The 26,997-nt window shown below is 38.1% G+C and carries 26 protein-coding genes, 3 pseudogenes and 2 other annotated features; of the genes and pseudogenes, 24 read left to right on the plus strand and 5 right to left on the minus strand.

The genetic code is table 11. From position 1 onward, the window contains the following. Positions 1 to 43 precede the first annotated feature (43 nt). The 3 genes and pseudogenes from D0Z64_RS02270 to D0Z64_RS02290 all read left to right on the plus strand — a co-directional run. Positions 44 to 781, plus strand: a pseudogene (locus D0Z64_RS02270) (IS982 family transposase); the annotation flags it as partial. 742 nt (positions 782 to 1,523) lie between these two features. Then, a complete protein-coding gene (locus D0Z64_RS02280) occupies positions 1,524 to 2,072 on the plus strand; it encodes an NADPH-dependent FMN reductase (protein WP_080881242.1) in 549 nt (182 codons plus the stop codon). A 358-nt stretch (positions 2,073 to 2,430) separates the two neighbouring features. After that, positions 2,431 to 3,633: an IS110 family transposase gene (locus D0Z64_RS02290; RefSeq protein ID WP_080881115.1), complete on the plus strand. Its 1,203-nt coding sequence runs from the start codon at positions 2,431 to 2,433 to the stop codon at positions 3,631 to 3,633. Between the two features lie 140 nt (positions 3,634 to 3,773). On the opposite strand, the gene D0Z64_RS02295 is transcribed toward D0Z64_RS02290, so the two are convergent. Then, on the minus strand, positions 3,774 to 5,051 hold the full coding sequence (locus D0Z64_RS02295) for an ISL3 family transposase (RefSeq protein ID WP_127345563.1): 1,278 nt from the start codon (positions 5,049 to 5,051) through the stop codon (positions 3,774 to 3,776). A 140-nt stretch (positions 5,052 to 5,191) separates the two neighbouring features. Here D0Z64_RS02295 and D0Z64_RS02300 point away from each other — a divergent pair. The 15 genes and pseudogenes from D0Z64_RS02300 to D0Z64_RS02365 all read left to right on the plus strand — a co-directional run. After that, a pseudogene (locus D0Z64_RS02300) lies at positions 5,192 to 5,629 on the plus strand (IS982 family transposase); the annotation flags it as partial. 13 nt (positions 5,630 to 5,642) lie between these two features. Continuing rightward, the gene (locus tag D0Z64_RS08680) at positions 5,643 to 6,128 is read left to right on the plus strand and encodes an aryl-sulfate sulfotransferase (protein ID WP_250638380.1); all 486 of its coding nucleotides are present in this window, start codon (positions 5,643 to 5,645) and stop codon (positions 6,126 to 6,128) included. Positions 6,129 to 6,157: 29 nt separating this feature from the next. Beyond that, positions 6,158 to 6,583, plus strand: a pseudogene (locus D0Z64_RS08685) (aryl-sulfate sulfotransferase); the annotation flags it as partial. A 53-nt stretch (positions 6,584 to 6,636) separates the two neighbouring features. Continuing rightward, positions 6,637 to 6,747: a sequence feature (ribosomal protein L20 leader region), on the plus strand. Between the two features lie 25 nt (positions 6,748 to 6,772). Further along, positions 6,773 to 7,306: a translation initiation factor IF-3 gene (gene infC, locus D0Z64_RS02310; RefSeq protein WP_080881244.1), complete on the plus strand. Its 534-nt coding sequence runs from the start codon at positions 6,773 to 6,775 to the stop codon at positions 7,304 to 7,306. Positions 7,307 to 7,326: 20 nt separating this feature from the next. Beyond that, positions 7,327 to 7,527: a 50S ribosomal protein L35 gene (rpmI, locus tag D0Z64_RS02315; RefSeq protein WP_006351599.1), complete on the plus strand. Its 201-nt coding sequence runs from the start codon at positions 7,327 to 7,329 to the stop codon at positions 7,525 to 7,527. 43 nt (positions 7,528 to 7,570) lie between these two features. Next, positions 7,571 to 7,927 carry a 50S ribosomal protein L20 gene (rplT, locus tag D0Z64_RS02320; protein WP_080881245.1) on the plus strand — a complete coding sequence of 119 codons (357 nt, stop codon included), beginning with the start codon at positions 7,571 to 7,573 and terminating at the stop codon, positions 7,925 to 7,927. 111 nt (positions 7,928 to 8,038) lie between these two features. Continuing rightward, entirely contained in the window at positions 8,039 to 8,563 is a 525-nt protein-coding gene (locus D0Z64_RS02325) for a YqeG family HAD IIIA-type phosphatase (protein ID WP_040456909.1), read from the plus strand. Continuing rightward, positions 8,556 to 9,665, plus strand: coding sequence for a ribosome biogenesis GTPase YqeH (yqeH, locus tag D0Z64_RS02330; protein WP_006351596.1), 1,110 nt, complete (start codon positions 8,556 to 8,558; stop codon positions 9,663 to 9,665). Before D0Z64_RS02325 ends, yqeH begins: the two co-directional genes overlap by 8 nt. A gap of 11 nt (positions 9,666 to 9,676) precedes the next feature. Then, positions 9,677 to 10,315, plus strand: a complete 639-nt coding sequence (locus D0Z64_RS02335) for a nicotinate-nucleotide adenylyltransferase (RefSeq protein WP_080881246.1) — start codon at positions 9,677 to 9,679, stop codon at positions 10,313 to 10,315. Next, on the plus strand, positions 10,308 to 10,904 hold the full coding sequence (yqeK, locus tag D0Z64_RS02340) for a bis(5'-nucleosyl)-tetraphosphatase (symmetrical) YqeK (protein ID WP_006351594.1): 597 nt from the start codon (positions 10,308 to 10,310) through the stop codon (positions 10,902 to 10,904). The genes D0Z64_RS02335 and yqeK overlap by 8 nt, the downstream gene beginning before the upstream one ends. A 14-nt stretch (positions 10,905 to 10,918) precedes the next feature. After that, a complete protein-coding gene (gene rsfS, locus D0Z64_RS02345) occupies positions 10,919 to 11,266 on the plus strand; it encodes a ribosome silencing factor (protein ID WP_006351593.1) in 348 nt (115 codons plus the stop codon). 4 nt (positions 11,267 to 11,270) lie between these two features. Further along, positions 11,271 to 12,419 (plus strand): nucleotidyltransferase, encoded by a 1,149-nt coding sequence (locus D0Z64_RS02350; protein ID WP_080881247.1) that lies wholly within the window; start codon positions 11,271 to 11,273, stop codon positions 12,417 to 12,419. Position 12,420: 1 nt separating this feature from the next. After that, positions 12,421 to 12,975 (plus strand): YceD family protein, encoded by a 555-nt coding sequence (locus tag D0Z64_RS02355; protein ID WP_006351591.1) that lies wholly within the window; start codon positions 12,421 to 12,423, stop codon positions 12,973 to 12,975. Positions 12,976 to 13,123: 148 nt separating this feature from the next. Beyond that, entirely contained in the window at positions 13,124 to 13,840 is a 717-nt protein-coding gene (locus tag D0Z64_RS02360) for a response regulator transcription factor (RefSeq protein ID WP_040456953.1), read from the plus strand. Beyond that, the gene (locus D0Z64_RS02365; RefSeq protein ID WP_006351589.1) at positions 13,818 to 15,419 is read left to right on the plus strand and encodes a HAMP domain-containing sensor histidine kinase; all 1,602 of its coding nucleotides are present in this window, start codon (positions 13,818 to 13,820) and stop codon (positions 15,417 to 15,419) included. The genes D0Z64_RS02360 and D0Z64_RS02365 overlap by 23 nt, the downstream gene beginning before the upstream one ends. A 47-nt stretch (positions 15,420 to 15,466) precedes the next feature. On the opposite strand, the gene yidC is transcribed toward D0Z64_RS02365, so the two are convergent. Together yidC and D0Z64_RS02375 are read right to left on the minus strand one after the other, a co-directional pair. Continuing rightward, positions 15,467 to 16,432 carry a membrane protein insertase YidC gene (yidC, locus tag D0Z64_RS02370; protein ID WP_006351588.1) on the minus strand — a complete coding sequence of 322 codons (966 nt, stop codon included), beginning with the start codon at positions 16,430 to 16,432 and terminating at the stop codon, positions 15,467 to 15,469. A gap of 31 nt (positions 16,433 to 16,463) precedes the next feature. After that, entirely contained in the window at positions 16,464 to 16,739 is a 276-nt protein-coding gene (locus D0Z64_RS02375) for an acylphosphatase (RefSeq protein WP_006351587.1), read from the minus strand. A gap of 98 nt (positions 16,740 to 16,837) precedes the next feature. Here D0Z64_RS02375 and D0Z64_RS02380 point away from each other — a divergent pair, with 98 nt between their 5' ends. The 6 genes from D0Z64_RS02380 to D0Z64_RS02405 all read left to right on the plus strand — a co-directional run bounded on the left by D0Z64_RS02380 (position 16,838) and on the right by D0Z64_RS02405 (position 23,322). After that, on the plus strand, positions 16,838 to 17,602 hold the full coding sequence (locus tag D0Z64_RS02380; RefSeq protein ID WP_080881248.1) for a TrmH family RNA methyltransferase: 765 nt from the start codon (positions 16,838 to 16,840) through the stop codon (positions 17,600 to 17,602). 86 nt (positions 17,603 to 17,688) lie between these two features. Beyond that, entirely contained in the window at positions 17,689 to 18,048 is a 360-nt protein-coding gene (locus D0Z64_RS02385) for a winged helix-turn-helix transcriptional regulator (protein WP_006351585.1), read from the plus strand. Between the two features lie 38 nt (positions 18,049 to 18,086). Next, positions 18,087 to 18,296 (plus strand) — a binding site (T-box leader). 37 nt (positions 18,297 to 18,333) lie between these two features. Beyond that, positions 18,334 to 19,383, plus strand: a complete 1,050-nt coding sequence (pheS, locus tag D0Z64_RS02390; RefSeq protein WP_080881249.1) for a phenylalanine--tRNA ligase subunit alpha — start codon at positions 18,334 to 18,336, stop codon at positions 19,381 to 19,383. Next, a complete protein-coding gene (gene pheT, locus D0Z64_RS02395; RefSeq protein WP_080881250.1) occupies positions 19,383 to 21,797 on the plus strand; it encodes a phenylalanine--tRNA ligase subunit beta in 2,415 nt (804 codons plus the stop codon). The genes pheS and pheT overlap by 1 nt, the downstream gene beginning before the upstream one ends. 82 nt (positions 21,798 to 21,879) lie before the next feature. After that, on the plus strand, positions 21,880 to 22,356 hold the full coding sequence (gene greA / locus D0Z64_RS02400; RefSeq protein ID WP_006351582.1) for a transcription elongation factor GreA: 477 nt from the start codon (positions 21,880 to 21,882) through the stop codon (positions 22,354 to 22,356). Positions 22,357 to 22,410: 54 nt separating this feature from the next. Next, entirely contained in the window at positions 22,411 to 23,322 is a 912-nt protein-coding gene (locus D0Z64_RS02405; RefSeq protein ID WP_006351581.1) for an L-lactate dehydrogenase, read from the plus strand. Between the two features lie 66 nt (positions 23,323 to 23,388). Here the strand turns inward: D0Z64_RS02405 and D0Z64_RS02410 are convergent, their stop codons facing one another. Together D0Z64_RS02410 and D0Z64_RS02415 are read right to left on the minus strand one after the other, a co-directional pair. Then, the gene (locus D0Z64_RS02410; RefSeq protein WP_080881251.1) at positions 23,389 to 24,312 is read right to left on the minus strand and encodes an N-acetylglucosamine kinase; all 924 of its coding nucleotides are present in this window, start codon (positions 24,310 to 24,312) and stop codon (positions 23,389 to 23,391) included. Positions 24,313 to 24,377: 65 nt separating this feature from the next. Beyond that, on the minus strand, positions 24,378 to 26,942 hold the full coding sequence (locus D0Z64_RS02415; RefSeq protein WP_006351579.1) for a YfhO family protein: 2,565 nt from the start codon (positions 26,940 to 26,942) through the stop codon (positions 24,378 to 24,380). Between the last annotated feature and the right edge of the window lie 55 nt (positions 26,943 to 26,997).

The raw sequence follows: 26,997 nt of genomic DNA on the forward strand, positions 1-26,997 counted from the left end.
AGTCTGATCTGATTGAACTGCCTTAAGCTTAAGCGTTTTTAGTCAACGGCGAAACATCAACCAGGTAAAAGTTACGGAAAGTTTAATCTTGGCTTTGCTTATCTGGCAGGCCAAGACTGGAATCGAATCACAAAGAAGGTTCTGCGAATGCTTCGGCTGTCTATCGCATTCGCGTTTTAACCGCCGTTCTCGACAGCTGCTCCAGTTGATTTATCAGATACGCCAAAAAATGAATCAAAAAGTTGATTTAAGCGGACAATTCTTGATTATTGACAGTTTTCCCGTTCCAGTTTGTCAGCCGGTTCGCAATTATCGCGTAAGGATTTTTCGCGGTTCTGCGAATATTGGCTATAAGGCAGCCAAAAAGATCTACTATTATGGTTTCAAAGTTCATGCGATTGTCAGCGACAACGGCTATGTTCTTGATTATGCCGTAACCCGCGCCTCAGTCCATGATGCCAAGGAAACGGTGGAACTAATGAAAAATACTCATCCAGCCAATCGCTATCTGCTTGGCGATGAGGACTATTTAGGCAAACGATTGCATGATCAATTAAAGCAAATGGGCTATGAACTGTGGACGCCATATCGGAAAAACATGGCTTGCGCCAAAAAGCACGATGATCGTCAATTGATGGCTATTCGCAGAACAATTGAAAGCGACTTTTCACTTCTAACTTCTTACAACGCCGAGAACAATCGAGCGCGCAGTTTAACTGGCTTTCAAGCACGATTAGAAATTGCTATTCTGACTTATAATCTAGCTTATTGTCTAGAATGATTTAACTAGCACCACGCGTATTCTATATCAAAAAGTTGCCGCAGATCTTAAACGACGGATTCTAGATGGTGACTATGAAGTAGGCGGCTTAATTCCAAGTTAAGGGGAACTTGAACGTTACTATCAAGTCAGCAAGATTACCATTAGCGATTCGGCGCGAACGTAAGGGGTAGGATGGTCACCAGCGGCTAGTTGAATTTTCTATTGCGACTTATCAAATGGATGTTGTCCCGTATCAAATAAATCATGACGTTTTATAAATTGAACCGATACGCGGTCTGATATGCGCTGATGCACTGTGGTGGTCAGCGCATTTTTATCAGGTCGGAAGTTCAGGCGGATGCTATGCAGATAACAGTGGCCGAATATGTTGGGTGAAGTCTGGGGCCTTGCCGTTAATGCTGGGGCAATGGCCTTATTTCAGCGGGATCTTAAAAGGTGTGTTCAGACATTTAGAGATAGGCGAGGGATAAAAATAACGTAAATTCCGATTAGACGTGTATTGAAAATAAAGAAAGGGTCATCGGAATCATTGATACTCCGATGATCTTTTCTGTCGATAATTAGACATAGACTAAAATATTTTTCTGGAGCGTAAGTCTTGATTTAACAACGTTTTTTGGCGATTGAACAAGTGATTTTGAAAATTGATAGGCTAAAATGGTTGCGCTTTTTCAGCAACTTGATATACTTATTATTAGTAAGTGTAACGAGGGAATTAGTTTTGAAAGGATTGTTTGATATGACAAAATATGGTGTAATTGTAGGTTCTATTCGTAAAAATTCTTATTCTAAAGGGGTCGCTGAAGCCATCGTTGCTGGGTTACCAGACGACGCTGAAGTAACGTACTTAAATATCGCTAAGTTGCCACTATATAACCAAGACTACGATGCGGATTCACCCGTAGAATATACAGAATTTCGTCAGGCCGTTGCGGCTCAAGATGCGTTCATCTTTGTCACACCTGAACATAACCGTAGCATCCCAGCAGCCTTGAAGAATGCTTTGGACGTTGCTTCACGTCCATGGGGTCAAAGTGTTTGGGGCGGCAAGCCTGCTTTGGTTGCTTCCCAATCGATCTCTGGTATCTCTGGCGTCTTAGCACACCATGTTTTACGTCAATCCTTGGTCTTCTTAGACATGCCAACGATGCAACAACCAGAATTGTACATCGGTAATATTGATAAGTTGGCTGATGAAAATGGTCATATCACAAATGAAGGCACCCAATCATTCTTAGCTGGTGCTGGTAAGCAATTCAGCGAATTTGCAGCGAAGTTTATTGGCTAAATAAGTCGTTAAATGGTAGATTGTAAAATTAATCCGAACGCTGTTCGGACAAAAAAAGATCAGCTTCCTTTAAAATGGTGTTTACCACAAACCCATCTTTTAGGGCTCTTTGTCAAACACCCTAAAGTATAAAGGTAGATAGAAACATGACGATGTTTTTATCTACCTTTTTTCTTATACTTAGATTGAGGTTGAGGTCGACAACAGAATGGAATATTAAATTCGACTGTCAAACGGGCCCATAAATGTTTATTTTCAATCAAACTAGATTAAGGGTGTGGATCTCAGAGATCGTATAATCAAGAAATGGAGCTGAAAATAAATATTTGCCTCAATTGATTTAAAACGGGGTGATTAGGTGAATATTATTGGTATTGATGTTAGTCAAGGTGAAAGTCATGCCACTTTGATAACAAAAGAAGCGGAAGAAATAGCTTTTAAATTTAAGCATAATAAGAGCGGTTTCCAAATATTAAATTCTTATATTAAACCCGGTACAATAATAATATTTGAAACTACAGGTGTTTATTCGGCTCAGCTTACTACTTATTTAAAAAATAAAAAGGTCAAATTTTATGAGCTAAATCCCCTAGAAGCAAAATTAAGAATGGCTTCTTTGAGAAGAAATAAAACTGACAAGAATGATTCATTTAAATTAGCTTTATTGGGTAAAACTCAATTAGCGGAAATAAAGAATCACTGTAATAAACAATCTAATTCGTTGTATGAATCTTTACGGATTTTATCTTTGAGATATAAGCAGTTAATTAAATGTAGAACCAGAATACTTAATTTCCTTCGTTCTAGCTTAGAGCTTACTTTCCCAGAACTAAATCAGATTTTTAAAAATGCTTATGCAGTTTTAGCCCTTCAAGTATTTAGAATGTATTGTCATCCTGACTTTTTGGTAGGATTAACTCTTAAAGAAATGACCACTAGAGTTTACCAATCTGTTAGCAGGCGAATACATAAAGATGTAATTCAAAGTTATTGTGCTCAAGTTTGGTTAGCAGCTAAAGATTCTTATCCTGCTGTTCCAGCAAATTCTTTAGAAATTGAAATTATTTCAGAATATTGCGATGAGATAGAAAGCTACAATAAAGAAATAGCCTATATTCAAAACAAGTTAATCAAGACGGCTGTTGGCTTGGATGATTTCAAAGTTATTTCCAGTATTCCCGGAGCCGGTCAATTAAATAGCGCTCTATTATTAGGCTTTACTGGTGATATTGCTCGCTTTGATAATTATAAACAACTCAATGCTTTCCTAGGTTTGGATTTAAATAGATATCAGTCTGGTAAATACATTAAAGGCGATACAATTAATCGTAGAGGTAGTAGTCAAGGCAGAGCTGTTGAAACAGACATGATTCGAAGTATGTTAAGAAATCAAGGCAAAATTCAAAATCATTTAATTGATTACTATTACAAATTAAAAAAGCCGCCTTTCAATAAGCATGACAAGGTAGCTTTAATAGCATGCGCCAATCATTTGAATCGCACTATTATAAATTTGGTCCACACACATCAACTTTATAATTATTCTAAGGCGATTAATTAATAGATGTTTAGCACATAATAAGTGAAAAAACTGCCAAAAGACTAGTCTTTTGGGGCTATGTTTAGTATACTCTTTTTTTCTCTGTAGTAATGCTTGACATTCTATAAGAATTCCTGTTGATGAAGAGTAAAGTTTAAGGATTAAGCAATTAATAAATTGCTTGATCCTTTTTCTTTGACTTTGTTTTCTTCCAGTCTGATTCTTGTTAAGAGATTAATAAAATCAGAATAACCAAAGGTAGTTCGTTCAATTTGTTTTATCTTACGGTTGAAGCCTTCAAGACAGCCATTGGAATAAGATAAACTTGCACCATTTAAAACAGCTTTTAGATTATGTCTGAAGGTCAAAAGGGTTTTATGCATTAAAGCTCCGACCCTTTCTTTAGAATAAATAATTTCTTTCATTGATTTGGTATCGTGTTTATCAAGTGCTGTAAAGAAGTCCTGCAATAAATTATAGGAATTGTCTAAAACATCATTGCAACTGATACCTTCCATTACGATTTGTTCCTGAGTAAGTGAGTCTTTATAGTGCCAATTGTATCTCGGGTGGATCTTTTCTAAGTCATCAAATTTCTTAAGATACAATTTCCAAGGTGATTTGAGCAGACTATATTCTCTTGTACCCTTATCAAATTTCTTCATAGTAGCGACCCTTAATGAATTTAAAGACCTGGTGAGCATCTGCACCATGTGGAAACGATCGATAATGATTTGAGCATTAGGAAAACAAGCTCTAACGATATCCTGATAATAGAAATTAAGGTCCATAGTTACAGTTTTGACGTTGGCTCGTGCCTTAAGCGTAAATCTGCCGAAGTATTTCAATAGATTCTTCTTAAATCTGTTTCTAAGAATTTGAATTACTTCATGTGTTTCTCCATTTAAACAGATAAAGTGCAGCTTTCTATCTACGCCCTTGAATTCGTCAAAAGCAAGATGCTCAGGCAAATAATCATACCCGTCAATAAAACGATGAGAACAAGAAGCCAGCACTCGTTGAACTGTGTTAACTGAAGTATTGTGCTCACGGGCAATACTAGTCATTGAACGATCTTCGGTTAAGGCACTGAGGATCTTTAGCTTTGAAGTATTAGAAATACTGCAGTATTTATTTACAAGGCTACTTTGGGCCATTGATCTTTTACTGCAAGCACGGCATTTAACTCTCTGTTTGAACAATCTAATTACGACAGGCGTACTTGCATTGGCAGTAATGTAGCGAATATTTGTCTTAAGATGACCGTTGTGAATAATATCAACAGAGCCGCAGAAGGGGCAAGCTGGTTTAATGAGCTCAGCTTCATAAACTTTATATTTCGAACCAGCTTCGGGAATTTTATAAAAATAATCTTTAAAAATAATGTTGTTGTCTTCAATATCAAGAACAAATTTAATATAATCATTTAAAGAGGACATAGTTATACCTTTGTTTATACAAATAAAATGTTTGTTGGAACGAATTTTTTATTGTAAAGAGGACTATGTCCTCCTTTTTTAATGCAATAGAAAATCCTGTTAACAGCTTATCATAGAGATAAGATATCAACAGGAAAAATTATAGAGCCAAAAAAGTCTACTATTATGGGTTCAAGGTTCACGCAATAGTGAGCGATGATGGCTATCTGCTTGATTACGCAGTCACTAAAGCATCGGTGCATGATGCTAAAGAAACAGTAGAATTGATGAATAATACCCATCCTACTAATCATTATCTTTTAGGCGATGAAGGTTATTTAGGTAAGGATTTAGCCGCTAAACTAAAACACATGGGCTATGTGCTTTGGACACCGTATCGTAAAAATATGCAAGGTGCTAAAAAACATAACAATCATCAACTAATGGCGGTCAGACGGACAATTGAGAGTGATTTTGCTTTGCTTAGTTATTACAATGCCGAAAATAATCGCGCTAGAAGTCTAGCGGGTTTTCAAGAACGCCTAGAGGTTGCAGTGTTAGCTTATAATATGGCATATTGTCTAGAACGATTTAACTAGCACCACGCGTAATATGTTAGTTGAAACCGACTATTTGGGACGCGTATATCGTCAATTTAGTTTTGATAAGACTTTAGGTGGTAGCTATGCCAGATCTGCTGGCTTATCATTAGTTCACCATGACGTGGCAGAAGTGCCTAATGGTAATTGGCTATTAACTATTGATGATGGTAGCAAGTATGTAGAAGACACAATTGCTGAGCTTAATCCTAATACTGGTAAGATCGTTAAAGTAATTGATTTTAAGAAAATTTTTCCAGAATCAATGTACAAAAAGAGTAAGATCAAGGCTAACGATAACACCAGTAGTGGATTAGGACTAATGGATTGGCTCCATATTAATACAATTGATTATGATGCGAAAACAGGCAACATTTTGCTATCTGCACGTAATCAAGATATTATTTGGTCAATGAACTATCAAACTAAGAAAATTAATTGGATTTTTACTAACAAGCCAACTAAAGATGGCCTAGTTCATTCCATAAGTATCTCTTAAAACCAAGCAAGGGAACAAAATACCCAGGTGGTCAACATGGAGTTTACTTATTAAAAGAAACGGGAAGCAAATTAGATATTCTGCTTTATGATAATAATATTGCTGTAACTAATGGTGATAAGAAGCAAAGTGGCAAGTTCTCTGCTGCTACAGAATATCAAATCGATACGAAGAAAAAGACGATCAAACAAGTTTGGAGCTACGGTAAGAATTTGGGTAAACAAAACTTTACCGAAGTTATTGGTTATGCGCAACGCTTGAAGAATGGCAACGCTTTAATCAATTTTGGCTTTAAAAACAAGGGTAAAGAGAGTAACATAATTGAAGTTGATGCACATGGAAATCAAGTATTCAATTTGACAATTACTAATAATGCTAAGGACATGACTTATGTATATCTGGCATATAGAATGCAATTCTATCCTGATAACTATGTTTTTGATGTAACTAAATAATTGCACATCATGTATTGACGCGAGCAGTTTAAACGCGTATAATACACCTAGTTGAGAACAAGAAGAAGCTCCCGCTTCTCGCCTAAGTTAATAAACCTCTGGGCTGATCGATAATTTCTGTTGATTAAAGGTGGGTGTTACTTATCCCGCCTTTTTCTTGTCCTCAAATTAATACGGAGGTGAAGAATCATACCAAGGGATTTAATCTTAAACGATCGAATTCGTGCACGCGAGGTTCGTTTAATCGATGCAAATGGTAAACAATTAGGCGTTGTTTCAAAGAGTGAAGCCATGCGTCAAGCTAGTGACGCTGGACTTGATTTAGCTTTGATTTCGCCCAATGCTAAGCCACCAGTTGCTCGAATCATGGATTATGGTAAGTACCGTTTCCAACAACAAAAGAAGTTGAAGGAATCTCGTAAGAATTCCAAGACGGTTAGTGTCAAGGAAATTCGTTTAAGTCCAACAATTGAAGGAAACGACTTTGATACTAAGTTGAAGCATGCTAAAAAGTTCCTTACTAAAGAAGGAGCCAAGGTTCGTGTTTCTATTCGTTTCAGAGGTCGAGCAATCACTCACAAGGAATTAGGTCAACAAGTACTTGAAAAGATGGCTGAAGCTACTTCAGATATTGCAACAGTTATCAGCAGACCTAAAATGGAAGGTCGTTCAATGTTCTTGATGCTTGCACCTAAGAGTGAAAAAGACAAAAAGAATAACTAATTAATTGGAGGAATTTAACAATGCCAAAAATGAAAACACACCGCGCTTCTGCTAAGCGTTTTAAGAGAACTGCTAATGGTGGTTTAAAGCGTCATCACGCATTTACTGGTCACCGTTTCCACGGTAAGACTAAGAAGCAACGTCGTCATTTGAGAAAAGCTGCTATGGTTTCACGCAGTGATATGAAGCGCATCAAACAGATGCTTTCCCAAATGCGTTAATTATTATTTAAGTACGATATAACGATATTAGGAGGAATTTCTGATGCCAAGAGTTAAAGGTGGAACTGTAACACGTAAACGTCGTAAGAAGATTATGAAGCTTGCCAAGGGTTACCGTGGCGCAAAGCATATGCAATTTAAGGCTGCAAGCACTCAATTGTTTGTTTCCTACAAGTACGCATTCCGTGACCGTAGAAAGCGTAAGAGCGAATACAGAAAGTTATGGATCGCTCGTATTAACGCAGCTGCAAGACAAAACGATATTTCATATTCTAAGTTAATGCACGGCTTGAAGTTGGCCGGTGTTGACATGAACCGTAAGATGCTTGCTGACATTGCTTACAACGATGCTGAAACTTTTGCTAAGTTAGCAAATACTGCTAAAAAAGCTTTAAACTAAAAGAGTTAAAGAAAGCTGGGAATTTCCCAGTTTTTTTTATACCTAAATTTATCAAATCGGGTCCTTTTCTGATAATATTAGAATAGTACATTAATGAAGGGAATTTAGATAATGTTATTTCGCCCGAAATACACAATTGATACAATTTATCATTTAAAAACAGAAAAACTTCAAGCTATGGGAATCAAGGCGGTTTTCTCAGATTTGGATAATACGCTTTTAGCTTGGAACAAATTTGAAACTGCCAAAGAAATGGATAAGTTAAATCAACGCTTGCAAAAAGCTCGCATCAAGCTGGTTGTCATTTCAAATAATAATGCCGAAAGAGTAGGCAAAGTTTTAAATCCATATCACATTGCCTTTGTTGCCAAATCTAAAAAGCCATTGCCTTTTGCAATTAGCAAAGAGAGAGAAGAATTAGGTTTAAATAAAAAGCAAGTCATGATGGTCGGTGACCAATTAATCACCGATATGCAGGCTGGCAATTTGGCCGGTGTCCAAACAGTATTAGTCAAGCCACTGGTTGAAACTGACAAGTGGAATACGCGAATCAATCGCTTTTTCGAAAAAATTATTTTCTTCTTTTTAGCCTTGTCACATCGCGTAACCTTTAAGGAGACATTGAAAAATGGATGATGAAATTATTTGTATTGGTTGTGGTGCTGTTTTGCAATCAGACGACCCAAAAAAGGCCGGCTATTTGCCAGCTGCCGCTTTAAAGAAGGCGGAAGCAGGAGAAACGGACAACGTTTATTGTCAACGCTGTTTTCGTTTGCGTCATTATAATGAAATCATGCCTGTTGATCTGAATAATGATGATTTCTTGGCGTTGCTGAATTCACTGGCAACTAAGAAGGCTTTAGTAGTGAATGTAGTTGATTTGTTTGACTTTTCTAACTCATTGCTAGCCTCGCTTAAACGTTTTGTCGGCGATAACGAATTTATCCTAGTCGGTAATAAGTTTGATCTTTTTCCTTTAAATTCTCGTCAAAGTCGAATTAAAGACTGGATGCGTCAAGAAGCAAATCGCATGGGATTGTATCCCTCAAAAATCTTTTTAATTTCAGCTGCTCGCCAAAAGAACTTGGATGAGCTGATTGAGTATTTAGATCAAGCTTCACAAGACCGTGATATTTACTTTGTTGGAATGACCAATGTCGGCAAGTCAACTTTAATTAATGCCATTATTGATAAAATGGGCGATATAAAGGACGTAATTACTACGTCTCGTTTTCCAGGAACTACGCTTGATCGCATTGAAATTCCACTTGAAAATGGCCACCACCTGATTGATACGCCGGGAATTATGAGTACGAATCAGTTGGCCACTCGTCTTAACGCTGCCGATCTTGAAGTAGTCTCACCTAAAAAACCGATTAAACCTGCTACCTTTCAGTTGCTGCCTGGAAATACCATCTTTTTGGGTGGTTTAGGCCGAATCGACTATCTTAAAGGTCAATCTACCAGCTTTACGGTTTATGCTGCACGAGGCGTTAAACTGCATCGTACTAAGACTGCAAATGCGGATGATTTTTATCAAAAACATGTGGGCGAGTTATTGACTCCGCCAACCGGTGAAAATTATTTGCCGGCGCTCAAAGGACAGGAGTATCACACTGATTACAAGAGTGATTTGCTCTTTGGTGGTGTCGGTTTCGTTACTGTTCCAAAAGACTGTGTTGTGAAGACCTATACACCTGATAAAATAGGATTAGGTATTCGTAGAGCTTTAATTTAGAGGTTTTAATCATGGCAAATGCGAAATGTGTTGAAAAAAAGCCTGTCACAAAAGTAGAATCTAAAATAGATGAAGATAAGCGTGGCCGTCAAATTGGAATAATGGGCGGAACATTCGATCCTGTTCATATTGCTCACTTAGTTGCAGCTGAGCAGGCAATGACGAAGTTGCGCCTTGATGAGGTTTGGTTTATTCCGGACAATATCCCGCCGCATAAAAATGCGCCGCTGACTTCTGCAAAGGATCGGGCTACTATGCTTGAATTGGCAACGCGAGACAATCCAAAGTTTCGAGTAAAACTGTTGGAATTGTTCCGCGGCGGCGTATCTTATGCGATTGATACGATGCGCTATCTTAAGGAAAAAGCACCGCAGAATAATTACTACTTAATTATGGGCAGTGATCAAGTTAACAGTTTCCACACCTGGAAAGAAGCGCCAGAATTGGTAAAATTGGTTACGCTAGTAGGTATTCGTCGTCCAGGCTATCCGCAAGATCCGCAGTATCCAATGATTTGGGTTGATGCACCAGACATTCGTTTGTCTTCGACTGCAATTCGTCGTTCAGTTGCTACTGGTACTTCAATTCGGTATTTGGTACCGGAAAGCGTTCGGCAATATATTGAAGAAAAGGGGCTTTACCGTGACTGATTTGTTTTTTAAGAAAACCTATTCACCGCTTTCTAGTGATGAAATAATTGCTAAAGAAAAATCAAATATGGATAATAAACGCTTCCAGCACTGTGTTAGAGTAAGCGAGACTTCACGCAAATTAGCTAAATTAAATGATTATGATGAGGATAAGGCTGCTCTGGCAGGATTTGTTCATGACTATGCCAAGCAAGTGCCAGTTGAAGAGTATCGCAAAGTAATCAAAAATGAAGGCTTTGATCAAGATTTGCTTAACTGGAATCGTGCAATTTGGCATGGGATTGTCGGAACATATTTTATCAAGCGTGATTTAAAGATTACTGATCCTGAAATTTTAAAAGCTGTTTGGCGCCATACTACTGCTGATAAGGAAATGACTACTTTGGACAAGATTGTCTTTATGGCTGATTTTATTGAACCAGGTCGTGATTTTCCCGGAGTAGAAGAGGCACGCAAAATAACTTATGCCAATTTAGATGCAGGTGTTGGTTATCAATTGGCACATACGCTAGAATTTTTGATTGAACAAAGAAATAAAATTTATCCCCGCAGCTTAGAAGCTTATAACGTGTGGAGTGTTAACAAATAAATAAGGAGAAAGATTTGAAGAATACTGAAGTTTTAGATTTTGTTTTAAAAGCAATTAGTGACCGTCATGGGGAAGATACTGAGGCTTACGATATGCGCGGCATTAGTATTTTATCCGACTTTTTTGTTGTTACCAGTGCCGGCTCAAACAGACAATTGCATGCGATTGCTAACTCAATTGTCGATGAAGCTCACGAAAATAATTACACTGACTATCGAATTGAAGGTACTAGAGATTCAAATTGGCTTTTGCTTGATTTAGGTGACGTTGTAGTCAATATCTTTACTAGAGAAGCTCGTGAATTTTATAACCTTGAAAAACTATGGGCAGATGGTAAAAAGTTAGAGATAAAGGAAGACTAAATTCATGAGTGTAGTTGGGATCATTGCTGAATATAATCCTTTTCATAGCGGTCACGAATTTTTGCTCAATCAGGCACGTTTGGTGGCTGGTAAAGATCCAATTATTGTTTTGATGTCAGGCAATTACGTTCAGCGTGGCGAAATGGCAATTATGAATAAATGGTCGCGTGCTAGAACCGCCCTGCAGTCAGGTGCAGATCTGGTTTTTGAAATGCCTTTTTCCACTTCGGTTGAACCAGCTGATCTTTTTGCTTTGGGCAGCATCGAAGCTTTAGCAAAATTAGGGGTCAAGACATTAGTTTTCGGTGTAGAAGATGCCAACTTGAATTTTGCCTATCTGGGTTCAAAAATTGCTGAAATTCCACCAAATTCGATGAATTTTAAGGATTATAGTCAAACCTATTCTACGCAATATAATCAAATGGTTGCTCGTGAAGTAGGCTACGAGGTTAATGCTCCAAACGCAATTCTTGGGTTAGCTTATGCCGTTGCCAATCATAATTTGGACTCTCCAATGCAGCTGCATCCAATTAATCGGATTGGGGTTAATCACGATGATATTTTGCAAAGAAATGGCGTTGTTCAAAGCGCAAGTGCGATTCGCAACTTGCTTCTGCACGATGAGGATAAAAGTCAGTTAAAGACTTGGCTGCCCAAGGCAGAAGCAATTGAACTTGCTAAACAGAAAGTATATCCAAACTGGAACTTAATGTTTCCATTTTTAAAATATCGCATCGAATCATCTTCTATTTCTGAATTGCAAAGTATTTATCAGATGAGTGAAGGCCTAGAATACAAGATGAAGGCAGAAATTCATCTGGCTAGGGAATTTACTGAATTTTTGCGGCGAATAAAATCTAAGCGCTATACATATTCTCGCTTGCGTCGTCTGTGTCTATATACGCTTTTGAATGTAACGCAAGATGATATGATTGATAGCTTTAATGATGAAAGCTTGACCCTTTTGGGATTCAGCAAGCTAGGACGGCGCTACTTAAAGAATATTCGCAAAGAAAATTTGAATATTGTATCCAAAGTTGATAAACGCAATTCTAAAAATGGCTCACTCAAACTGCAGGTGCGAGTGGATCGGTTATTTGAACAAATAATGCATGTTGATCAGAACTTTGGTCAACGTCCAATCGAGGTATAAAATGCTCTCAATTAATTTTTCAAAAGTTAAAAACAATGCTGCGCCAATGGTTCATATCGAGTGTGAAGTTGAAGTTCGTCCAGAATTTTTGAAGCGCAGTCAAAAACTCTTGTATCAAGCAAAAAATATCAAAGTCAGTGGCGACTTGTTTTATGATGAGCCATACGTCACTGGAAATTTTAAAGTCAGTGCGGATTTAGTGGTTCCATCTAGCAGAAGTCTAGCACCTGTAGATGATCATGAAGAGTTTTCTTTTACAGAGAACTACAGCCAAGATAAGCCAACTAAGGATGAGCTGGATGAAAATCCGGATCCAATTGTCACGATAAACAATGATACGATCGACTTGCAAACTGCTGTCGAAGATAATATTTTGTTAAATATTCCTACCACTATTTTAACAGAGAAAGAAAAAGACGAGCACATTTATCCAGAGGGCAAGGGTTGGGAAGTTGTTTCCGAAAAGGCCTTTGATGAAGGGAAAAAGAATCAAATTAATCCTGCTTTTGCAAAATTAAAGGGCTTATTTGATGATCAAAATAAAAATAAGAAATAAATATTTGTTAGAGTAATCAATTATTTTTTAAGATTGGTTGCTTTTTTTTCTTGTTTTTGGATGTTTTTTAAAGTATCCTTTAATTATGAAACCTTTATTAACAGTTTTGTTAAGTAAAGTTAATTATGGACAGGAACTGAGTAAAATCATGGCAAAAATTCTGATTATTGAAGATGAAAAAAATTTAGCTCGTTTTGTACAATTGGAATTACAACACGAGAACTATGAAACAGTCGTTGAAAATAATGGTCGTAAAGGCTTGGATCGAGCTTTAAATGAAAATTTTGACGCTATTCTGCTCGACTTAATGTTGCCGGATTTAAACGGCTTGGAAATAGCACGTCGGGTTCGTCAATCTAAGACTACGCCTATTATTATGATGACTGCTAGAGATTCAGTTATCGACCGTGTTTCTGGCTTGGACCACGGTGCAGACGATTATATTGTTAAACCATTCGCAATTGAGGAATTATTAGCTCGATTACGTGCTGTTTTACGCCGTGTAAAGATTGAGAAAGAAGCTCAAAACGTAACTGTAGCCAAGCAGCAAACTGTAAAATTTAAAGATTTAACAATTGAAACAGCCAACAGAATTGTTCACCGCGGCGATGGCAAGGCAATTGATCTTACAAAACGTGAATACAACTTGTTAATGACTTTGATTCACAACAAGAACAATGTTGTTAGTCGTGACGAACTTCTTAATAAGATTTGGGGTCCAGAATCAAATATTGAAACCAACGTTGTTGAAGTATACGTTCGTTACTTGCGTAACAAGATTGATGTCCCAGGTCGCCCTTCTTACATTAAAACTGTGCGTGGCACGGGTTATATGGTAAGAGATGAAGATGATGACAAAGAATAAGAAGAGAAATAAGAAAATAAAAGAGACCCAACACTCATCGCTTATTGTTAGATGGGTAAGTATCGTTTCATTGACGATCATGGTCTCTTTTCTTATTTTTTCAATGGTAATTTATTCGACTGTCAACCAGCAGTCTATGAAGCAGCAGGAATCAGTTTCCAACAGAGTGGTTGCCACTTTGAACTCATCGCTGGTTTCTATTCCGAAAGAACTGCAGATTTCAAATGTTATTCCCGCACTTTCACCCAGCACGCAAAGAATTTTAAACGGTGGACCAACGATTAATCATGATTCTTCCTCAAATTCTAGTGCTTTCAGTGATGCACTGATTTCTTCGATTTCCAATCCAGATATTAGTGTTGCTGTGTACAATCTTCATAATGAAGTTGTCTTCGCAAATGGTGAAGATACGCCGAAATTGCACAAATTTAAGGGCAGCTCCTGGCAAAAAGTTATACGAAGAAACAATAAGTCAACCTTAATTACTTCTCAAAAAATTGTCTCTACTAAGACTGGTAAAGTAACAGGCTATATTGTTGTTTCGAACAAAATGACTTATTATAATCACTTAATGAACAATTTGCTGCACCGTATGATTATTATTTCATTAGTGGCAATTGTCTTGTTTAGTGGGATTGCTTTCTTCATTGTGCGCGATGTTGTTAAGCCGATTAAAGAAATGGTTGGTGTTGCACAAAAAGTTAATGATGATCCAAACAGTGATGTCAGAATAAAAGACTTGAATCGAAATGATGAACTGGAAGATTTGGTTAAATCATTCAATAAAATGCTTGACCGAATGCAGCGCTATATTGATCAACAAAAGCAGTTTGTCAGTGATGTTTCGCATGAATTGCGGACTCCGGTTGCCGTTATTGAGGGACATTTGAATATGTTGGAGCGTTGGGGAAAAGATGATCCGGAAATTCTGGATGAATCTATCAAAGCATCCCTGCAAGAGGCAGATCGAATGAAGCATTTGATTCAGGAAATGCTTGATTTGACAAGGGCTGAACAAATCGATGTTCAATATCCTAATGCTTATACAAACGTAAATGAGGTCCTAAGTCGTGTAGTTGATGATTTGGCTCTAGTCCACCAGGACTTTAATTTGCAGCTGGATGTAGACGATTTGCCTGCAAATACGTATATTCAAATGTATCACGGCCATTTAGAACAAATTTTGGTTATTTTGATTGATAATGGCATAAAATATTCAACCGATCGCAAGCAGATTAATGTTTCGGCCGGTGTAACTCAGAATAATGTTCGAATTGTTGTTCAGGACTTCGGTGAAGGAATTTCAAAGGATGATCAAAGCAAGATCTTTAACCGCTTCTATCGAGTTGATAAGGCTAGAACGCGTGAAAAGGGTGGCAATGGCTTAGGTCTTACGATCGCTCAGAAGCTTGTAGAAAGCTATAATGGCAAGATTAGCGTTGAATCAGTCGAAGGTCAAGGAAGTCAATTTAAGATCGCCTTTCCAATTCTAACTCCACAAAAATTAGACAAGCTTAAAAAGATTGAAGCGGAAAAAGAAAAGACTGAAGAGCCAAAAAAGCCGGAAGGAATCTTATAAAAAAAGACAGGATTTTAAATCCTGTCTTTTTTCGTATTCAATGATCTTTATTTACGTTTTTGTTGTTTGCCTTGATTGCGTTTACGCAAATCCTGATGCAATTCTCTTGTTTCGCTAGAAGCATCTGTTGCAGCACCATTAAAGAGATCATCAATGTCCTTCTTAGTAACGACGGTTTGAATAGGATGATCTTTAATTTCAGCTGCAACGCGTTTCTTTTCGCGTGGCGTAATAACAAATGTTACCAGTATCTGTTGAATAATTGTTACAAAGTTGCCAGCTGCCCAGTACAAAGCCAAAGCACCAGAGAAGGATAAACTGAAGAACAAGGTCATAATTGGGTTCATGAACATCATAGACTGCATTGTCTTCTTTTGTTCCTTAGGGATGCCGATTAATGAAATGTAGCCTTGAATAACTGCAAAAACAGTCGCAATAATTGCTAAAACAAGAGACTTGCTGTTCAAGGAAATTCCAAAGAATGAAGCTTCTCTCAAAACTGATGAATAAGCAACGGCTGAGTAAATTCCCATCATGATTGGCATTTGAATCAATAATGGCAGACAGCCGATTCCACCAGTTAAAGAAACGTTATTCTTTTGGTATAATTCACGCTGCCATTTGGATAACTGCATTTGCTGCTCAGGAGTCATCGGCTTGTGTTTCATGCCTTCTTGAATCAGCTTCATTTGTGGCTGCAAGCGAGCCATCTTTTCTTGCTGGGTGACGCTCTTCTTTTGTTGGACTAGCATTAATGGCAAAAGGATTGTTCTTACGACTAAGGTAATAATGACAATGGCCCAGCCTGCGCCATTCGCACCTTTGATTGCATTAGCCGTTTTAAGCATTACGTTTTGCAGTGGAATTCCAATCCATGTGTAGACCCAGCCATAAATTCCACCATGTGGCGGAATGCCTTTTTGCGGGTTCCCGCCAGAGGAACAGCCGGTGACGATCACGGCTACTAATAAGACCAAAACTAAGAGACCTAAATATTTACGATATTTTTTCATTCAATTCACCTGATTTGTTTTCTTTCTGACCTTAATATAATACATGAAAGTCATGCATCTTTTCCACGCCCGGCAGCTCTTCTGCCTGAATATTTTCGATTTTGGCAAAAGGTGAGATATGTTTGGGCAAATTTTGAATAAATGAATTGACTGTTTGCTTGTCAGCTTGCAGAATGATCGTGACAGTGGAATCAGCATTATTTTTAACAGTCCCATTGATTCCTAAGCTTTGAGCATAGTTTAGAACACTCCAGCGAAAGCCTACGCCTTGAACGAGACCGGAGACAACTAATTTCCAAGTTTCCATATGATAATATCCCCTTTATAAAATCAACTATCTTTAATTCTAACATGTTAATTTTAATAAATGTCATTTAAAATAGGGAGATAGAAAAGAGGACAAACATGAAACAAATCAGTTCAGTAAACAATAAGCTTGTCAAAGAATTAGAAAAACTCAATAAAAAGAAATATCGTGAAGAAACCGGTCTTTACTTAATTGAAGGCTTCCATTTGTTTGAAGAAGCATTAAAGGCCAACCGCAAATTTATTTATCTGCTTGGTACCGATGAAGCACTAAATAGGGCGGAAGAAGCTGGGGTTAGTTTAGACGCTAAAAACGTTATCTTGATTAATAAAGCAATTGCGCGGCATTTGAGTTCAACCAAGAATTCGCAAGAAATTTTCGCTGTGTTAAAAATTGCTCAACCAAAAGATTTCTCTTTTAATTATGGCAAATGGGTTTTGCTTGATAATTTAGCTGATCCTGGCAATGTGGGTACGATTATTAGAACTGCAGATGCGGCTGGCTTTAATGGGGTTGTTTTGTCACCAGAGAGTGTTGATTTATATAATCCTAAAACTCAGCGCGCAATGCAGGGAAGTCAATTTCATATCGATATCATCATTAAAGATTTGACTGATGTCATTACCCAATTGGAGGCTAGCGATATTCCAGTTTATGCCAGCATGCTGGATAAAACTGCAAAAAAATTGCCTGATTTTGAAAAAGTAGCACAACTTGGTCTAGTTATTGGCAACGAGGCTCATGGAGTAAGTGATTTTATTGCCAACTTAAGCGATACTAAACTGTATATTCCAATTTTTGGTCAAGCCGAATCACTCAATGCGGCCGTTGCTGCCGGTATTATGATTTATCATTTTGCGTAAGACACTTTGCTTGTTTTTAGTAAGTAGCTTATTTATAATAAAATCAAAGCTAAAAATAACAATTATATTTGCAGGAGGTATTACTTATGGCTCAAGGAGTAAAAGAAAAGAGCATCAAAGATTGTGGCTGTAAAAACCCCGCTGATTACGAATTATGCCAGCATTTTATCCATGCTTTTGAAATTATTGGCAAAAAGTGGAATGGCTTGATTATTAGTTCACTATGCGACACAAAAATGATGCGTTTTAAGGATTTGGCTCGTTGCGTAACTGCTTGTTCAGACAGAATTTTGGTTGAAAGACTCAAGGAGCTTGAAAAGGATGGCATCGTTAAAAGAACTGTCGATAAGGACACTGGTATTATTTCTTATGGCTTAACAGCTAAGGGAGAAGCTTTGAAGCCAGTGTTTGATTCAGTTCACACTTGGGCAGATAAATGGACTTAAAGGCTTGCAAATTAAAACTTAATGAATTATCCTAATAATTAATTACTGAGAACAAGACTAGTAGCAATAAGAACTTGATTAGAGAGGCCTTTTTATTAGCTGAAAGAAAGGCTGAAGTTTAAGTTGTGAATTTCATCTTGCGAGTAGGATCTAATCAATTCCGGTATTTCACCGTTATCGAAAGCAAAAGTGTAGGCATAATCTTCTATGTCTAAACTAGGGTGGTACCGCGAAGCTTCGTCCCTTTTGAGGGATGAAGCTTTTTTATTCGAAAGGAAAAATTAAATGGACTTATTTGATAAGTTAAAAGAGCTCCGTGAAAAGGGACTCGAGGAAATCAAAAAAGCCTCTGATGAAAAGAAGCTTGATGAAGTACGGGTGCAATTGGTTGGCCGTAAGGGTGAATTGACCAAAATTTTACACTCATTAAGAGAAGTGGCGCCAGAAGATCGGCGCGAAGTTGGTCAAAGAGTAAATGAACTGCGTGATTTGTTCAACAAGCAATTAGATGATTCGAAGAAGTCTCTTTTAGCAGCATTTATTGCTAAAAAGATGGAAGATGAACGCGTAGACGTTACCCTTCCAGGCAGAAGAAGCCATGTGGGGTCAAAGCACCCAATCAACATTATTTTGGATGATCTTGAAAAATATTTCATCGGAATGGGCTACACCGTTGTTCAAGGTCCAGAAATTGAAACTGACCACTACTGTTTTGAAATGATGAATTTGCCAAAAGATCACCCAGCTCGTGACATGCAAGCTACTTTCTATATTGATGACGAAAACTTGCTTCGGTCACAGACTTCGGGTGACCAAGCCCGTGTCCTTGAAAAGCATGATTTTTCAAAGGGTCCGTTAAAGATGGTAGGACCTGGTAAGGTTTACCGTCGTGACGATGACGACGCAATGCACTCACACCAATTCATGCAAATGGAAGGTTTGGTTGTTGATAAGCATGTCACTATGAGTGACTTAAAGGGCACGCTTGAAATGATCGCTAAGCATGTCTTTGGTCAGGATCGTGAAACTCGTCTTCGCCCAAGCTACTTTCCATTCACTGAACCTTCAGTTGAGATGGATGTTTCTTGCTTCAATTGTAATGGTAAGGGATGCCCAATTTGTAAATATACTGGTTGGATTGAAGTTCTAGGTGCTGGTATGGTTCAACCTAACGTTTTGGAAAATGCTGGCGTTGATTCAACTGTTTATGGTGGTTTTGCCTTTGGTGTTGGTCTTGATCGTTTTGCTATTTTGAAATACGGCATTGATGATATTCGTGATTTCTACACCAATGATAAACGTTTCTTGGAACAATTCCGTAAGGAGGAAGACTAATGCTAGTTTCATACAATTGGTTACAAGATTTTCTTAATTTAGATCAAGATCCAAAGGATTTAGCAGAAAAAATTACTAGAACAGGCGTTGAAATTGCTTCTGTTAATCACCCTCAAGAAGGCCTGAAAAAGATCGTTGTTGGTCACGTTTTAGATTGTAAGGCTGTTGAAGGCACCCACCTTCATTTAACTCACGTTGATGTCGGTGAAGATGAGCCATTGCAAATCGTTTGTGGTGCTCCAAACGTTTCCGCAGGTGAAAATGTAATTGTTGCTCTTCATGGCGCCAGAATTGCTGGCAATGAAAAGATCAAGAAGGGCAAAATCCGGGGCATGGAAAGCTACGGAATGCTCTGTGCTTTGCAAGAAATTGGCTTCAGTGACAGCACTGTTCCTGAGAAATACGTTAACGGTATTTATGTCTTCCCTGAAGATGCTGAAGTTAAGCCAGGCGATGATGTTTATCAAGCACTTGGCATGGACGACTACATTTTAGACTTTGATATTACGCCTAATCGTGCTGATACTTTATCAATGGAAGGTGCAGCCTACGAAGTTGGGGCAATTGTCAATGAAAAGCCTCAAATTGAAAATGTCGTGTTAAAAGAAGATGGCCCAGATTGGACATCAGAATTGGATGCTGAAGTTGACGAAAAGCTTGCCCCTAAGTATTACTTAAGAAAAGTTTCTGGCGTTAAAATTGGCGATTCACCATTATGGATGCAAAGACGTCTTTGGAATGCCGGCATTCGTCCAATCAACAATGTCGTTGATGTTACTAATTACGTTATGCTTTTGACTGGTCAACCAATGCATGCTTATGATGCTAAGACATTCAAGAGTGGCAAATTGGTTGTCAGAAAAGCCGAAAAGGGAGAAAAGCTGACTTTGCTCAATGACAAAGAGATTGAACTTGATCCAAACGATATTATTATTACCGACGGTGACAAACCAGTTATGATGGCTGGCGTCATGGGCGGCAAGAATTCAGAAGTAGAAAATGATACTACTGATGTTATTTTGGAATCAGCCGTCTTTGATGGAACTTTGGTTCGAAAAGCAGCTCTTCGTCATGCTAACAGAACTGAAGCTTCAAGTCGTTTTGAAAAGGGCATCAACTGGGATAATACCCAAAAAGCAATCGACATAGCAGCTCTTCTTCTTAGAAATGATGCTAGCGCAACTGTTAACGCTGGTGAAATCAAAGCTACTGACCAAACAAGAAAGCCGGCAGTAGTCAAGACCACTGTTTCTTATATTAATAATGTTCTTGGTACTGAATTATCAAGCGATGAAATGGTTAAAATTCTTGATCGTCTTTGCTTTGAAACTCAAGTTGATGGTGATCAATTAACTGTCACTGTTCCTAATAGAAGATGGGATATTGCTATTCCAGCTGATTTGGTTGAAGAAGTTGGCCGAATTTATGGTTATGATAATTTGAAGTCAACGCAACCTTTATTAGCTGAAACACATGGTGGATATTCTGAGGCCGAAACTAAGTTGCGTCGCGCAAAGAAAGTGGTTGAAGGTCAAGGCTTGATGGAAGCTATTTCTTACTCTTTGACTTCACCAGAAAAAGCAGTTCGCTTCACTATGAATCCTAAGCCATTAGCTGAAGTCGAAATGCCATTAAACTCAGCTCGTTCAGCAATGAGACAAAACCTGATGACTGGTTTGGTAGATGCTGCTAGCTACAACTTTGCTCGTAAGGAAAATGACTTGCACTTCTTTGAACAAGGTCGTGTTTATGATCATGACAATGATACTTTCAATGAACATGAACACCTTGCAACTTTGTATTCTGGCAGTATTTTTGAAGACAACTGGCAACACAAGAATGAAAAGGTTGATTTCTTCTATGTAAAGGGTCAATTAGAGGACTTGTTTGAAGCAATTGGCCTTGATGAAAACAAGATTGAGTACAAGGCTGCAGAAATTAACGGCATGCACCCAACCAGAACGGCTGCAATTTACCTTGATGGTCAATATATTGGGATGATCGGTATGATTGCTCATGCTGTAACGATGGCTGATAAGGCTTTAAGAGGTAGCGAACTTTATGGCTATGAATTAGACCTTGATGCCATTGATGCAACTTTAAATAAGGGCATGACTTCTAAGCCAGCACCTAAGTTCCCAGCAATTGAACGTGATCTTTCAATTTTGGTCAAGAAGGATGTAACCAATAGCGAAATTGAAAATGTCATTCTTGCTAATGCCGGCAAGTACTTGAAGAACCTTAAAGTAATTGATGTTTATGAAGGAAGTCATATTGAGCCAGGCAAGAAGAGTTTAGCTTACAATTTGACATTCTTAAATGAACACGATACTTTGACAGATGAAGTTGTTACTAAGGCAATGAACAAGATTACCGAAGCTTTAATGAATGACCTTGAAGTTAAGATACGTTAAAGGTTGACTTTATGGGGATAAATTAATATCATTGATCAATGCATAAAAGATTTATTTCGTCAAAATAAGGAGTATATGTTCAATGGCAGAAAAATCATTTCCAATGACTGCTGAAGGTAAAGAAAAGCTTGAAGCAGAATTAAGAGACTTAAAATTAGTAAAACGTCCAGAAGTTATTAAAAGAATAAAGGTTGCTCGTTCTTACGGTGACTTGTCTGAAAACTCAGAATATGATGCCGCAAAAGATGAGCAAAGTCACGTAGAAGACAGAATTGCACAAGTAGAAGAAATGCTTAAATATGCACAAGTTGTTGATGCAGATTCTGTTGATCCTAATGAAGTAGCTGTTGGTAAGACTGTTACTTATACTGAAGTTGGTGAAGACGATCCTGAAACCTACACTATCGTAGGTAGTGATGAATCAGATCCACTTAACGGCAAGATCTCTAACGATTCACCAATTGCCCAAGCTTTAATTGGCAAGAAGAAGGGCGAAACAGTATCAATTACCACTCCTGGTGGTAAATTTGACGTTGTTATTAACAAAGTTGAAGCTTAATGAAAAGGAATCAGGAGTGAAGCCTGGTCCCTTTTTGCTAGAAAGGTTTTTAAAATGAGAAAAATTGGAATTATCGGAATGGGTCACGTTGGTGCTACTGTAGCTTATACTCTTTTTACCCATGGAATTGCTGATGAATTAATTTTAATCGACAAAAATGAAAAGAAGGCTTCAGCTGAATATAATGACTTGCATGATACTTTGGCACGCAACAACTATTATGTTGATGTCAAAATGCAAGATTGGGATGGCTTGAAGGATGCCGAAATTATTGTTACCTCTTTTGGTGATATTGATGCTTCCGTTAAGACTGGCGATCGTTTTGGCGAATTTAACTTGAACGCAGCCAATGCCAAAGAAGTTGGTGAGAAGATTAAGAAGACCGGCTTCAAAGGTATTATTATTAATATTTCAAATCCTTGTGATGCCGTTTCTCAAATCTTGCAAGAAACCACTGGCTTGAAGAAGAATAGAGTATTTGGTACAGGTACTTTTCTTGATACTGCCAGAATGCAAAGAATTGTTGGTGAAAAGTTGGGGCAAGATCCAAAAAATGTTGAAGGCTTCGTTTTGGGCGAACATGGTTCCTCACAATTTACTGCTTGGTCAACGGTCCGTGTAAACAATAAGATTGCTTCGCAATTATTCAGCGAAGAAGATCAAGATAAGATCAGTGCCCAATCAAATAAGAACTCATTCAAAGTTGCTTTTGGCAAGGGCTATACTTCATATGCGATTGCAACTTGTGCAGTTAGATTGGTTCAAGCAGTCTTCTCAGATGCTAGATTGTTTGCACCAGTTTCAACTTATGACCCAGAATTCAAGACTTATATTGGCTACCCTGCAATTATTGGTCGTGATGGGATCGAAGAATTAATTCAATTGAAGCTTACTGATGAAGAACATACCAAATTAACCGAATCTGCCAACAAGATTAAGGAACATTTGGCAAGCCTTAAGAAATAATAATTTTGAATAAAAGAAAACGGCTAGGACAAACGTCCTAACCGTTTTCTTATTGATTTCTGTTGATTATCTGTCTTCGTGGTTGGTGAAGTAACGGTAATCCTTACTCTTGTCGAAGATAACGCCACGAGCATTTTCACCGTTTGAAACTGAGAAGGTTGCGTCAGGATACTTGGTCTTGACTTCATCTTCAATCAAACCACGCATCATTTCGTTCTTAGCTAAAACTGAACCGGTTAAAGCAATTTTCATTGGCTTTGGATCTTCATAACGATCAAGACCGATGATAATATCGCGAGCTAATAAATGAGCCTGATCCTTAATAACCCTGGTTGCATCTTTGTCACCACTGTCAGCAAGCTTAGCAACGTGGACAGCCATGCTGGCTACTTCAGGGTTAGACATCCGGTAGAATTTAGCGTTGCAATCGTCCATATGTTCAACACCGAATAATTTAGTGAACATTGGAATTAAAGCGTTGTCTTCACGTTTATCCCAGCTGAGAAGGGCTGACTTCATAGCTGCAACTGCGATTGCATAACCGGATCCTTCGTCACCTAAAATATTGCCGTAACCGCCGACAGAGATCAAGTGACCATCTTGCAAACCGTTGAATACTGAACCGGTACCGGCAATAACCACGGCACCATCATCACCTTCAAGTCCATTGTAGAGGGCTAAAAGTGAGTCAGTGATTGCACGAGTTGGCAAGTTGTTGATCTTTGATGAAATTGTTGCTGCGACTTCTGGAGCGTTGCCAACAACTGATAAACCAGCAATTCCGGCTAAAACGCGCATGCAGTCGCCATCAATCTTGTTCATTAAATCATTAACAACATCGGCGATATTGTTAATACCACCTTCGTAGTCAGCGTTAATTTGGCCTGGGCCGCCTTCTGCACGGCCAAGTTCTTTACCATCCATGTCATAAGCGATAGCTGTAGAGTGGGTACCACCAGCGTCTACACCAATTTGGTATTTGAGAGCCATAATTCACTCTTCTTTCTATTTAAAATGTTAACGCATTCATTTTATTACAAAAGGTAAAGGTTAGTCTAGTGGAAAAACAATTTTAAGCAAATTAATGCCAAAATACTCAATAAAATTCCAACTAAAAGCAGCCATGGCACATAGATAAATGTCAGATGATGCTTGCCTTTATTTAATTCAACCTGCATGAAGGCACTAGCAAATTGACTGCTTTTTAGTCGTTCGCCGTTGTCAAAAACAAGCCAATTTTTGCTTGCAGGAATTGTTGTTAACAGTCTTTGCTTTTTCGTGCTGGTGAAAGTTGAAGTTGTTAGCTTTAAACCATTTTGATAAACGCTTGGTGCGTTCAGCTTCAATTTTTTGATAGCATTATTTAGCTTTGTAGTGTTCAATTCGAATAGTTTAATTTGACTCAGATCCAAATCCATTTGATTCATGACCATCGTTACAATTAATTTCGTTCCTTTTTGATTGTGAGCCAAACTAATGAGGTGGCTTTGCTCATCACGAACAGTTAAATCAACTTCTTGATTATTCACGTAAAGCGACATTTGCGTGTTGTCTAAACCTGAAGGCAGCTGCAGATAATAAGCGTCATTATTTTTAAGCGGAATGCTGAAAGTGATCTTGCTCTGTTTTGCATTCTTTTTCTTAGTATATTGCCGTGAAATTTTGGAATAGACTGAGCCGCTTAATGTAGGCTTAGGGAATGGAATCTGTTGGAAGAAAATTGTCTTCTTGCCAATGATATTTTGAAGGAGTTTTTGTTGATTGTAGGCAGGTTCATCACCGTTGAAAGTCAGCTTTTGGTTATTCACTGGCGCCATGAATATGAGGGGCAGTGCGGTTGAATTTTTTGACACCAGTAGCTGCTTGAACTCTTTTTTAACGGCATAAGAATCAATATCAATCCGATGATTGTCATTGTCAAAAGCCATTTTGGCTTGTGAAGAAACATGGTCGCTAGCATAGTTGGGTTGGATGTAATACTTAATGCCAAAGATATCGTCGGTAATCAAACTGCCGCCGTTATTGGTGTAAGAATTGCTGTTATGCAAAAAGCCCAAGTTTGCCAATAATTTTAAGACCCGTTGATCTGTGACGGAGTTGAAGCTGGACAGTCCATTGTAATTAGCTGTAAAAGGATCCTCATCTGAACGAGAGAAGGTTTTCTCAGTTCGATAGAGGGTCGGATCAATTTTTTGCAAATAAGAACTTGCTTGCAATGAATTTTGCGCAAATTTTTGATAAGCGGAATTTTTTTGAAAGGAAAGATTATTCAGTGACAAAATTAGACTTGCAATGGCTTCAATTCCGACGACAGCTGCAAAAAAAGGCTTATCAAGATGGTGTTGTGCAAAGATAAAGAAAAAGAATAGCAAGCCCAGCACGATAAAGGTCGTTGATGTGATCAGATTGGTCTGGGTAAAGAAGGTAAAGCTGTTTTGTGCAAAGTACCAATAACTCACTAAGGAAATGGCGATTACGCCAACGGTAATTCGCTGCCACAATTTAGGATTTTGTTCAGTGTGCAAATAAGCTAATGCCAAATTCAAGCAGAAGAAGATCAGTACAAAGCTGAAGCGACCGGGATACCAAACTGGAAACTGTCCGAGATGCCAGAATAAGACCAATGGCGTAAATGATAATGAGAGCAGCAGGAAGAGCAGCAGCAATCCGTTAGCAAGCTTCTTTTTCCAGCTGAACCGGCGACTCAAAAAGTAGAGGATAGTTGCTAACAAAAAGGGCATGGTATAGAAAAGATTAGGCATGCCGCTTTCCATTTCATGAAAGCTGTAGCTGCCGTCAGCTAATTTTCCAAGTTCTAAAACGGGGTTGAATTGCCAGGAGAAGGTCCAATTTACCTTGGTTGAAGCTTTGTTTGCGAGCAGCTCAAAGAAGCTGGGAAACAGGACAAAAGCTGCTAAGAACGAAGCGACAATGCTTCGTGTGAGATATGTCCAAAAACGTGATAGTCTTTCTGATTTTTTTAACCAAAAGATCTGGGTAAGCAAATAGAGCAGGCCAAAGAATAGCGTCATCACGCCTGTGTAAAAGTTGGTGAACCATAATAAAAAGGTGATTAGAACCAAATGGTTTTTTCCCCCACGCAATACGTGATCAATACTTGCAATTAATAGTGGCAAAAGAATTACTGAATCCAGCCACATCAAGTTGAAGTAGTTGGCGACCATGTAGCCTGATAGCGCATATGCCCAGCTTGCCGCTAAGCTGTAAAAGAAACCGATGCCTTTTTCGCGATGCCAATAATAAAATGAGGCAAGTCCGCTGGCACCGAATTTTAAACTAATGATAGTTAAAATTGCAATTGGCAATTGGCTTTTAGGAAAAAGAAACAGCACAAGGTTGAAAGGGCTAAGCAGGTAATAGGCATCTGTCGCGATCATCGAACCGCCAAGCCCATTTTGAAAACTGTATATCAGTTTAGTGGGATGCGTGAATAAATTGCTGCGCAAAAAGGCAAGCAAATCGACATATTGTTGTCCAAGATCAACTGTTAAAACGTTATAATGATTAACAGCGAAATAAATAAATAAGGTTAGACAGGGAACAATAAAACTGAAAAAGTATCCTGCAGATTTATGATTTATAAATTTTTTGAATGACATTTTAAAATTTATCTAAGCTCCATTAGAATATTAGAATTACAGCGAACTTTTTGTT

Origin of the sequence: Lactobacillus amylolyticus (assembly GCF_003999355.1) — a bacterium.
Lineage (GTDB): Bacteria > Bacillota > Bacilli > Lactobacillales > Lactobacillaceae > Lactobacillus > Lactobacillus amylolyticus.

Bases quoted from the DNA above. Each gene is read 5' to 3' on its own strand.
- D0Z64_RS02280 (WP_080881242.1), top strand. From the start codon at position 1,524: ATGACAAAATATGGTGTAATTGTAGGTTCTATTCGTAAAAATTCTTAT.
- D0Z64_RS02295 (WP_127345563.1), bottom strand. From the start codon at position 5,051: ATGTCCTCTTTAAATGATTATATTAAATTTGTTCTTGATATTGAAGAC.
- D0Z64_RS08680 (WP_250638380.1), top strand. From the start codon at position 5,643: ATGTTAGTTGAAACCGACTATTTGGGACGCGTATATCGTCAATTTAGT.
- rpmI (WP_006351599.1), top strand. From the start codon at position 7,327: ATGCCAAAAATGAAAACACACCGCGCTTCTGCTAAGCGTTTTAAGAGA.
- rplT (WP_080881245.1), top strand. From the start codon at position 7,571: ATGCCAAGAGTTAAAGGTGGAACTGTAACACGTAAACGTCGTAAGAAG.
- D0Z64_RS02325 (WP_040456909.1), top strand. From the start codon at position 8,039: ATGTTATTTCGCCCGAAATACACAATTGATACAATTTATCATTTAAAA.
- yqeH (WP_006351596.1), top strand. From the start codon at position 8,556: ATGGATGATGAAATTATTTGTATTGGTTGTGGTGCTGTTTTGCAATCA.
- D0Z64_RS02335 (WP_080881246.1), top strand. From the start codon at position 9,677: ATGGCAAATGCGAAATGTGTTGAAAAAAAGCCTGTCACAAAAGTAGAA.
- D0Z64_RS02350 (WP_080881247.1), top strand. From the start codon at position 11,271: ATGAGTGTAGTTGGGATCATTGCTGAATATAATCCTTTTCATAGCGGT.
- D0Z64_RS02355 (WP_006351591.1), top strand. From the start codon at position 12,421: ATGCTCTCAATTAATTTTTCAAAAGTTAAAAACAATGCTGCGCCAATG.
- D0Z64_RS02360 (WP_040456953.1), top strand. From the start codon at position 13,124: ATGGCAAAAATTCTGATTATTGAAGATGAAAAAAATTTAGCTCGTTTT.
- D0Z64_RS02365 (WP_006351589.1), top strand. From the start codon at position 13,818: ATGAAGATGATGACAAAGAATAAGAAGAGAAATAAGAAAATAAAAGAG.
- yidC (WP_006351588.1), bottom strand. From the start codon at position 16,432: ATGAAAAAATATCGTAAATATTTAGGTCTCTTAGTTTTGGTCTTATTA.
- D0Z64_RS02375 (WP_006351587.1), bottom strand. From the start codon at position 16,739: ATGGAAACTTGGAAATTAGTTGTCTCCGGTCTCGTTCAAGGCGTAGGC.
- D0Z64_RS02380 (WP_080881248.1), top strand. From the start codon at position 16,838: ATGAAACAAATCAGTTCAGTAAACAATAAGCTTGTCAAAGAATTAGAA.
- D0Z64_RS02385 (WP_006351585.1), top strand. From the start codon at position 17,689: ATGGCTCAAGGAGTAAAAGAAAAGAGCATCAAAGATTGTGGCTGTAAA.
- pheS (WP_080881249.1), top strand. From the start codon at position 18,334: ATGGACTTATTTGATAAGTTAAAAGAGCTCCGTGAAAAGGGACTCGAG.
- pheT (WP_080881250.1), top strand. From the start codon at position 19,383: ATGCTAGTTTCATACAATTGGTTACAAGATTTTCTTAATTTAGATCAA.
- greA (WP_006351582.1), top strand. From the start codon at position 21,880: ATGGCAGAAAAATCATTTCCAATGACTGCTGAAGGTAAAGAAAAGCTT.
- D0Z64_RS02405 (WP_006351581.1), top strand. From the start codon at position 22,411: ATGAGAAAAATTGGAATTATCGGAATGGGTCACGTTGGTGCTACTGTA.
- D0Z64_RS02410 (WP_080881251.1), bottom strand. From the start codon at position 24,312: ATGGCTCTCAAATACCAAATTGGTGTAGACGCTGGTGGTACCCACTCT.
- D0Z64_RS02415 (WP_006351579.1), bottom strand. From the start codon at position 26,942: ATGTCATTCAAAAAATTTATAAATCATAAATCTGCAGGATACTTTTTC.